Source organism: Saccharopolyspora sp. NPDC002686 (assembly GCF_040295745.1).
Lineage (GTDB): Bacteria > Actinomycetota > Actinomycetes > Mycobacteriales > Pseudonocardiaceae > Saccharopolyspora > Saccharopolyspora oryzae.
The window spans coordinates 1-8,180 of record NZ_JBEOVY010000343.1 but is presented as its reverse complement, the minus strand read 5'-3'; the positions used below and the strand labels follow the sequence as shown (position 1 = coordinate 8,180).

At 70.0% G+C, this 8,180-nt stretch carries 9 protein-coding genes; 1 reads left to right on the top strand and 8 read right to left on the bottom strand.

Features of this window, described 5'->3' with window-relative positions; translation table 11 throughout:
• Together ABTZ89_RS31735 and ABTZ89_RS31730 are read right to left on the bottom strand one after the other, a co-directional pair.
• Positions 1-775 (bottom strand): saccharopine dehydrogenase family protein (locus tag ABTZ89_RS31735; RefSeq protein ID WP_351051656.1); only part of this gene is annotated, 775 nt, incomplete at its 3' end.
• 144 nt (positions 776-919) lie between these two features.
• Positions 920-1,666, bottom strand: coding sequence for an IclR family transcriptional regulator (locus tag ABTZ89_RS31730; RefSeq protein WP_351051653.1), 747 nt, complete (start codon positions 1,664-1,666; stop codon positions 920-922).
• Positions 1,667-1,928: 262 nt separating this feature from the next.
• Here ABTZ89_RS31730 and ABTZ89_RS31725 point away from each other — a divergent pair, with 262 nt between their 5' ends.
• Positions 1,929-2,318: a hypothetical protein gene (locus tag ABTZ89_RS31725; protein WP_270949820.1), complete on the top strand. Its 390-nt coding sequence runs from the start codon at positions 1,929-1,931 to the stop codon at positions 2,316-2,318.
• A gap of 135 nt (positions 2,319-2,453) precedes the next feature.
• Here the strand turns inward: ABTZ89_RS31725 and ABTZ89_RS31720 are convergent, their stop codons facing one another.
• From ABTZ89_RS31720 to ABTZ89_RS31695, 6 genes are all read right to left on the bottom strand, one after another.
• Complete coding sequence (locus tag ABTZ89_RS31720; protein ID WP_270949821.1) at positions 2,454-3,005, bottom strand: TMEM165/GDT1 family protein; 552 nt, start codon at positions 3,003-3,005, stop codon at positions 2,454-2,456.
• Between the two features lie 405 nt (positions 3,006-3,410).
• Complete coding sequence (locus ABTZ89_RS31715; RefSeq protein ID WP_351051649.1) at positions 3,411-3,872, bottom strand: hypothetical protein; 462 nt, start codon at positions 3,870-3,872, stop codon at positions 3,411-3,413.
• 310 nt (positions 3,873-4,182) lie between these two features.
• Entirely contained in the window at positions 4,183-5,724 is a 1,542-nt protein-coding gene (locus tag ABTZ89_RS31710; protein ID WP_351051646.1) for an alpha/beta hydrolase, read from the bottom strand.
• Between the two features lie 238 nt (positions 5,725-5,962).
• Positions 5,963-6,745, bottom strand: coding sequence for a putative hydro-lyase (locus ABTZ89_RS31705; protein WP_270949824.1), 783 nt, complete (start codon positions 6,743-6,745; stop codon positions 5,963-5,965).
• Positions 6,746-6,816: 71 nt separating this feature from the next.
• Positions 6,817-7,677, bottom strand: coding sequence for a 5-oxoprolinase subunit C family protein (locus tag ABTZ89_RS31700; protein WP_351051642.1), 861 nt, complete (start codon positions 7,675-7,677; stop codon positions 6,817-6,819).
• A partial coding sequence (locus tag ABTZ89_RS31695; protein WP_351051639.1) for a 5-oxoprolinase subunit B family protein occupies positions 7,674-8,180 on the bottom strand: 507 nt, incomplete at its 5' end. The genes ABTZ89_RS31695 and ABTZ89_RS31700, both read right to left, overlap by 4 nt.

Sequence of the window (8,180 nt, the reverse complement as noted above, 5' to 3'; positions counted from 1 at the left end):
CCGTCGGCGACGAACTCCGCGCCGGTGCAGTAAGCAGCGCTCGAGACAACCGGCTCGACCGGCGCCCCGCCCGGTCCAGCCCGGGCAGGTGGGCGAACGTGGTGATGTTGGCGATCCCGGTGCTGCGGTAGGCCGTGCTCACATCGCCCCAGGGCAGCGAGGTGACCCGCCGCGAGCCGGAGGGGAACAGCACCTCCCGCCGCCGCCACGCCATCGGTACCTCACGCACTTCTCCGTCGATGCGGGCGCGACCGCCCAGCGCTGCTCCCTCCAGCGCGCTCTTCAAAGTGCCGCCGCTGATCCCGCCGCTGGCCTGGAAGGCCAGGTCCAGGTGCGTCGCGGTGGGCAGTTCGGCGGCGACCATCGCGGCCAGGCAGTCGGTCGGCACCACGTCGAAACCGGCACCGGGCAGCAGCACGACCCCGGCGCTGCGGGCGCGCTCGTGGTTGGCGAACACCGACTCGAATACGTCGATCTCGCCGGTGATGTCCAGGTAGTGCGCGCCGGCGCGCAGGCAGCCCTCGACCATCGCCGCCGAGGTCGCCGAGAACGGCCCGGCGCAGTGCGCGACGACGTCGATGCCCGCCAGGCCCTCGTCCACCGCTTCCGGGTCGGCGAGGTCGAAGCTCCGGTAGGGCAGCCCTCGCGGAGTGGCCACTTCAGCGATCTTCGCCGGGGCGCGACCGGCCAGCACCGGGCGTTCGCCGCGGTCGATCGCCAGGTCGGCGACCAGCCGGCCGGTGTAGCCGCTCGCGCCGTAGATCATCCAGCTCATCGCGATCCTCTCCCGGGTAGCACCGATCATCCTGCTAACGAACACCGTTTGCCGGCGTCACGGGTTGCCGGGAGTTCCCCCGATCACTCGAGCGCATCAGAGGCCGTCGGTGGTTGCGCTGCCCAGGAGGCGCCGGACGGGCTCTCAGTGCAGCGGTCGGCCGAGCGCGGTGGCGATCGCGTTGGCCGCCTCGCGCATCCGGCGGAGCGGGTTGTCCACCGCAGGTCGGTCGGCTGCGGCCCGGACCGCGGTCAGCGAGATCGCCGCGCCCAGCCGCCCGGTCGCGTCCGGGATCGCGACCCCGGTGCAGTGCACCAGCGGTTCGAACTCGGCCTGGTCGGTCGCGTAGCCGGCGCGCTCGACCGCTTCGAGGTGCTCCCGGAACTCGGCCGGATCGGTGATGGTGCGCTCGGTGAAGCGGGTGAAGGTGTGCGCGTCCAGCAGCCGATCGCGGTCCGGCGCGGGCAGCGCGGCCAGGATCGCCTTGCTGGCGGCCGCGGTGTGCAGCGGTACCGCCCGGCCGATGCGCGACCAGGTGCGGATCGTCGTCGCGCCCTCGATCTTGTCCACGTAGACGATCTGGTCGTCCACCAGCTGCGCCAGGTGCACCGTCGAGCGGGTCGCCTCGGCGAGCGCGATCAGGTGCGGCCGGGCGACGACCCGCAGGTCCATCTCGTCGAGCACCTGCTGCCCGAGTTCGGCCAGCCGCAGCCCGAGCCGGTACCGGTTGTCCGGTCCTCGGGCGATCAGGCCGCCGTCGGCCAGCGGCTGCACCATCCGCAGCGCGGACGAGCTGTGCACGCCCAGTTCCCGGGCCAGCTCCGCGATCGTCTTGGGTGCCGCGGCGAGGGAGTCCAGCACGTGGACCGCCTTGGCCACCGTCTTGGACATCCGCACCCCCATCGACCGACGCGCAAGATTAACAGAGCTGTTGCAGATTCTGCAGCGACGCTACGACATGATCAGGATCCATATTTTTCTGGCTCAAGCAATGCCCCGAATCGAAAACGGGCGACGACACGCCGAATGACTTTACTCGGCCGGGTGAAAAAATCCGCTCCACTCGACCCCGAATTGACAGCGATCAAGCCGGGTGATCGACTCCCCGATGCCCCCTGCTGGCAATTTCAACAGTCAGAAAGAAGGCATCGGAATGCGACGTTCACCCGTCATGTTCGGCGTTGCGGCCGCGCTCTCCGCGTTCGCGCTCGCGCCCGCTGTTCCGGCGATCGCTGCCGCTCCGGAGCAGTCCCCGGCGTGCGCGCTCTTCGCCAACCACCCGACCCGCGAAGGCGACACCCTGGTCGCCACGGGCGGGCGCACCGGCTGCACCAACACGGCGACGGTCAACGTTCGCATCGTCGTGGCGCAGAAGGACGCGACGCCCAAGGTGATCGGTGAACTGGCGCAGAGCGGCACCGAGGTCCAGCTGACCACGAAGGCCCCGTGCACCACCGGCGGCACCGTCGAGGTCTACACCGAGACGACGAGCTCCACCGGAGCCACCTACCGCTCCGCTTCCACCACCTTCGAGAAGTGCTGAACGTCGCTACCAAGAGCACTGCTCGTCACCATTAGCAGCACGAGAAGCTGAATCGGGAAAGCGGGTGCGATGCCGATCGGCGTCGCACCCGCTTTTCGCGTTCAACCCCGCACCATCATCGAAAAAGAACCGATGTCACGCGAGGGCGAGCGCGGCGTCGATGATCAGCCAGCCGCCGAAGATCGCGAAGAGCGCCGCGGCTCCGTAGCGGATCATCCGCTCCGGCAGGTGCTTTCCGAGCAGCAAGCCGACTCCGATGGCCAGCGCGTCGGCCACCACCATGCCGATCGTCGACCCGATCCAGGTGCCGAGCCAGTCGTGGTGGGTGGCGAGCGTGACCGTGGCCAGCATGGTCTTGTCGCCCAGCTCCGCGAGGAAGAACGCGACCGTCACCACGAGCACGGCAGAACCGACGCTCCGAGCGGCCTTGCCCTTCTCCTCCTCCGTCAGCCGATCACCGCGCAACGTCCAAGCGGCGAATCCCAGGAACGCGACTCCCGCGATCAACGCGATCCACTCGGTCGGCAGGAGTTCACCCATTCCGAACCCCAGCGCGACCGAAGCCGCGTGCACCGCAGTGGTCGCGATGGTGATGCCGATCAGCACCTGCCACGCGCGATAGCGGGTCGCGAAGGTCATCGCCATCAATTGGGATTTGTCCCCGAGCTCGGCCACGAAGATAGCCACGGAACTCAGCGCAAGACTGCCCAGCACGATGAACGTCCACCTCTCACATCACGGCCAGGACGAAGGCGCGCAGCATCTTCGGCCCGGCATGCCATTGCCGGTTCCGAAGGTCTCGCCCACCTCGAATCCAAGGCTCCGCGACCGGGTGCGCACTGAACGGGCACCAGCATGTCGACCGCGATATTGAGGACTACTCCCCTTCTCCGCCCCGGAACATTACCCCCTTTCTCCGATAAATCAAAACCCCATCCGGAAACGCCTCAGTTCAATTCATTCTTCCCATTCTCCAAACGAAGTTTTCGGCCCGCCGCAAACCAATTGTTCGCTAAACCAATCGACGTTTTCCCCGATTGCGAACCGCTGGAATTCGGAATTCGGCAGGATCGGCCGCGACCTGCACCGATGTCAGGCCTGCCCGAGGGGCCGCCCCGGCACGTCGGGGTCGCAGCCCAGCCGGGGAAGCTGTGCGCGCACCGCGGCACGGGTGCGGCCGAGCTCCTCGGCGAGCTCCCCGGCCAACCGCGCCGCCGACTCACCGAGCGCGTTCAACCACCGCTCGCGCAGCAGCTCGCCGTCGGCATCGGTCCACGGCCGCCCGGCGTTCGGCGGGCGTGGTCGACTTCGGGATCGCCCCGGCGGGGCGTGCAACGCCGCCAGAGCGTCCAGCGTCCGGGTCAGGAACGCGCTGGCATCGCCCAAACCGTCGACGGCGATCAGCAGGTTCCCCTCCGCGACCACGCGGCCGTCGGCATCGGCGCCGGTGAACTCCACCGCCACCCCGGCCGGCTGGTCCTCGCCAGCGGGTTCGCCCTTCGCGTTGATTCCGTAGGTGTGCTGTCCGACTCGAACCTCGTCGTGGAAATCCATGCCTCGAAGCTAGGACCAGCGGCGGCGCGAGCCCGGCAGTCAAGCATCGAAGGGGCGCGTGTCGGGAGGTCTCGATCAGGTGAGGGGTGGCTCACAGCAGAACCCGGAACACCAGACCCCACCCGCCCGTTGAACAGTCTGGTCGATGCGCCCGTGTCCCCCGGGCCTCAACTAACGCCTTCGCGGAATACCGTTCGGCTGGAGCCGCGTCGCGCCACTCGCCGCAGAGGCGACCGGCGCGTCGACCCCAACGAAGAAGTCCCCCCGCCCTTCTCCTCGGGCGGGGGGACTTTTCGTAGTTCGAGAGGGCTCAGCTGAAGGGTTGCTTGTTCGGTTGGCAGACCTGGCCGGGCTCCGGGACTTCCAGGTTGATCAGGTAGTTCGCCGCGAACGCGTCGGCGCAGGCGCTGCGGCCCAGGATGCAGTGGCCGTACGCGTCGACGGTGACCAGGCGCGCGTTGCCCAGCTGCTGCTCCATCCGGCGGGAGAAGTCGTAGCGGGTCGCCGGGTCGTAGCGGTTGCCGAACAGCAGCACCGGGTTCTCCGCCTGGTGCGCCCACGGCCCGCGGTAGACGTCCTGGCCGGTCTCCGGCCACGACGAGCAGCCCGCGAGATCGCTGAAGGCCTGCGAGCGGCCGAAGGTCGAGGACTCCGCCTCCCACTTCGCCGCGATGCCCGGCACCTGCTCGGGCGCGCGCGGGAACGGCTTGTCCGTGCAGTTCACCGCGAAGTAGCTGTCGTCGACGTAGTCCGAAGCGGCGTCCGCCGGCGCATCGAACTTGCCCAGCTGCGTCGGCACGTCGAGCACCGTCAGCAGCTCCGGGACCAGCCCGGGCCGCGGGTGCAGCTGCCGGTACATCGACTCGAGGTCGCTGGCGAGCTGCTCGTACTTCTCCGGGGTGTACAGCGCACTTCCGGTGCTGTCGTTGAACTGGTCGAGCGTGATCTCCGTGCCGTCGGGCATGGTGATCGGCTCTTCTCGCAGGTGGTCGCGGATCTCGTCGAACTTCGCCCGCGGATCGCCGGCGCCGAACGCGCACTTGTCCGGGTTCTCGGCGCAGCGCTGCAGGAATCCGGCCAGCGTGATCTCGAAGCCCTGCGCCCGTTCGCGGTCGTGCTCGATGCCGTCGGAGGTCCGCAGGCCGGGGTCGACGTTGCCGTCGAGCACGATCGCGCGGCTGCGCTCCGGGAACAGGTTGACGTAGGTCGCGCCCAGCAGGGTGCCGTAGGAGAAGCCGACGTAGTTGAGCTCGTCGTCGCCCACGCCCTGCCGCATCAGGTCCAGGTCCCGCGCGACGTCCTTGGTCGACATGTGCCGCAGCAGTTCACCGGCGTTCTCCTCGCAGGACCGGCCGTAGTCCTGGTAGGCGCCCATGGTGGTGTCGATCTGCTCGTCGGTGACCGGTACCGACGAGATCCGGCTCATCACGTCTTCGGCCTTCTTCGCCGAGGTGAAGCAGCGCAGCGGAGTGCTGCGGCTCACCCCGCGCGGGTCGAAGCCGATGATGTCGAAGCGTTCCAGCACCTCGGGGCTCAAGCGGTTGCCCGCCGTCGTCGGCCGGTTGTACCCGCTGCCGCCGGGGCCGCCCGGGTTCATGAACAGCGACCCGATGCGCTCGTCCGCCTTGGTCGCCGCGCGCCGCATCATCGCCAGCTCGACGGTGCCCTTGCCCGGGTCGTCGTGGTCGATCGGCACCGGGTAGGTGGCGCAGCTGAACAGGTGCCACTGCGTGACCGGAACCCCGCTCAAGTCCCCGGTCTTGCACTTCTTCCAGGAGACCGGTGGTGCGCCGGTCGGCTGGGCCGCGGCGGGTACCGCCAGCAACCCGGCGCCCACCAGCAACGCGCTCACCGAGACCGCCAACTTCCGGACCAATCGCCCCGAATGCGCCACTGCGCCGAACCTCCTCGTCCCGCCTGCCAGCTCCGCAAGGGGAGTCAACAGCCGGAACGGCGGCCGTCACACCGCAGAATGCACGAACCTCGACGCGCCGAGAACGCGGTATTCGGCCGAATCCCACGACATCAGTCCAGTTCGGACAGTTGCCCGATTCGACGAGTGCATTGTGGACGCTCGGTCTGCCGGCCCGCTACGGGACGAGGTAGCGGCTGTCCCGGGAGTCGGTGATGGCCATGTAGCCGGGTGCGTGGCCGATGGCGAACGGGGGTTTGGACTGCATCACCGCTGCTTGCGGGGTCACCCCGCAGGCCCAGAACACCGGGATCTCGCCCGGGCGGATCTCCACCGCGTCGCCGAAGTCCGGCCGGTCGATGTCGGCGATGCCCAGCGCTTCCGGGGCGCCGACGTGCACCGGCGCACCGTGCACGGACGGGTAGCGGGAGGTGACGCGGACGGCGTCGGGGACGAGCTCGGCCGGGATCGGGCGCATCGACACCACCAGCGGTCCGGACAGCCGGCCGGCCGGGCGGCATTCGCGGTTCGTCCGGTACATCGGCACGTTGCTGCCGGCCTCGATGTGGCGCACCGGGACCTCGGCCTCCAGCAGCGCGGCCTCGAAGGTGAAGCTGCAGCCGACCAGGAACGACACCAGGTCGTCCCGCCACAGGTCGGTGACCTCCGCCCGCTCCTCGACCAGCTCGCCGTCCCGGTAGACGGTGTAGGCGGGCAGGTCGGTGCGCAGGTCCCCGGCGAAGATCCCGGCGCTGGTCTCCCCGGGCTCGGTCACGTCCAGCACCGGGCAGGAGCGCGGGTTGCGCTGCGCGAACAGCAGGAAGTCGTAGGCGAACTCGCGCGGCAGGGCGATCAGGTTCGCTTGGGTCCACCCGGCGCTGTAGCCCGAGGTGGGCACGCGCAGCCCGGCGCGGAACGCGGCGCGGGCCTGCTCCGGGGACATCTCCTGCGGGTTCGTCATGGCAGAACTCCTCGTCATCTGTCTCGTGAGCGGCGGTGGTGGCTCTTACCGCCATCGCCGCTCACGACCTGTTAGCTGCCGCGGCGGAAGCGGATTCGCTGTCCGGGGCGGGCTTGAGCGGCCTTGTCCAGGTCTGCGGCGACGACCACGGCGATCACCGGGTACCCGCCGGTCACCGGGTGGTCGGCCAGGAACAGGGTCGGCCGCGCTGACGGCGGTACCTGCAGCGCGCCGGGGACCATGCCCTCGCTGGGCAGCTCATCGGTCCGGCTGCGCTCCAGCGCCGGTCCGGCCAGCCGCATGCCGACCCGGTTGCTCTCCGCGGTCACTTCGTAAGGGCTGCTGACCAGGGCGGTCAGCGCTTCCTCGGTGAACCAGTCGTGCCGCGGCCCGAACGCCACGCGCAGCGTGATCTCGTCGGCCGCGCACACCGCCACCGGCGCCTGGTCCACCCGGGGGAACTGCTGCGGCGCCGGGCCCACGCGCAGCACCGAACCCGGTGCCAGCGGCTCCGGCCCCAGCCCGGCCAGCACGTCGGTGGCCCGCGAACCCAGCACCGGTTCGACGTCGATGCCCCCGCGCACGGCGAGGTAGCTGCGCAAACCCCGGTCGGGCAGCCCCAGTTTCAGGACCGCACCAGAGGGGACCCGCACGACCGAGTTCGCCGCAGCACCACGACCGTCCACTGTGATCGGACACGGCGCGCCGGTCAGCGCGACGGTGAGGTCCCGGGTGGCGCGCACCTCGAGCCCGCCGAAGGTGACCTCGATCGCCGCCGCGCCCTCGTCGTTGCCCACCAGCCGGTTGGCCAGCCGGAAAGCGCCGCCGTCGGCCGCGCCGGACGGCCCGACGCCGATCCCCGCCAGCCCCGGCCTCCCCAGGTCCTGGACGGTCGCGAGCGGTCCGGTGGCGAGCACCTCCACGCAGCTCATCGGACCTCCTGGAAACGCACCCGCACACCCGGGCGCAGCAGCGCGGGCGGATTGCGGTCCGTCCGCCAGATCTCGAGATCGGTGCGTCCGATCAGCTGCCAGCCACCGGGCGATTCGCGCGGGTAGATGCCGCTGAACGCACCGGCGAGCCCGACCGAACCGGGCGGCACCTTGGTCCGCGATTCGGTCCGGCGCGGCACCGCGAGCTCCGGCGGGCCACCGGCGAGGTAGCCGAAACCCGGTGCGAAGCCGCCGAAGGCGACTGTCCACACCGCACTCGTGTGCCGGTGCACCACCTCTCGCTCGGTGAGCCCGGTCAGCTCCGCGACCTCCGCGAGGTCCGCGCCGTCGTAGACCACCGGCACCTCCACCAGGGAGCCGTCGCCACCAGCGGTTCCGCGCGGTTCCACGGCGCGCACCGCGGCCTCGATCGCGGCGGCGTTGGCGCGCTGCGGATCCAGGTGCAGCAGCAACGTCCGCGCTGCCGGGACCAGGTCCGTGAC

What these genes read in the sequence shown, in the direction of transcription:
- ABTZ89_RS31730 (WP_351051653.1), bottom strand. Translation starts at nt 1,666, where the DNA reads ATGTCCAAGACGGTGGCCAAGGCGGTCCACGTGCTGGACTCCCTCGCC.
- ABTZ89_RS31725 (WP_270949820.1), top strand. Translation starts at nt 1,929, where the DNA reads ATGCGACGTTCACCCGTCATGTTCGGCGTTGCGGCCGCGCTCTCCGCG.
- ABTZ89_RS31715 (WP_351051649.1), bottom strand. Translation starts at nt 3,872, where the DNA reads ATGGATTTCCACGACGAGGTTCGAGTCGGACAGCACACCTACGGAATC.
- ABTZ89_RS31705 (WP_270949824.1), bottom strand. Translation starts at nt 6,745, where the DNA reads ATGACGAACCCGCAGGAGATGTCCCCGGAGCAGGCCCGCGCCGCGTTC.
- ABTZ89_RS31700 (WP_351051642.1), bottom strand. Translation starts at nt 7,677, where the DNA reads ATGAGCTGCGTGGAGGTGCTCGCCACCGGACCGCTCGCGACCGTCCAG.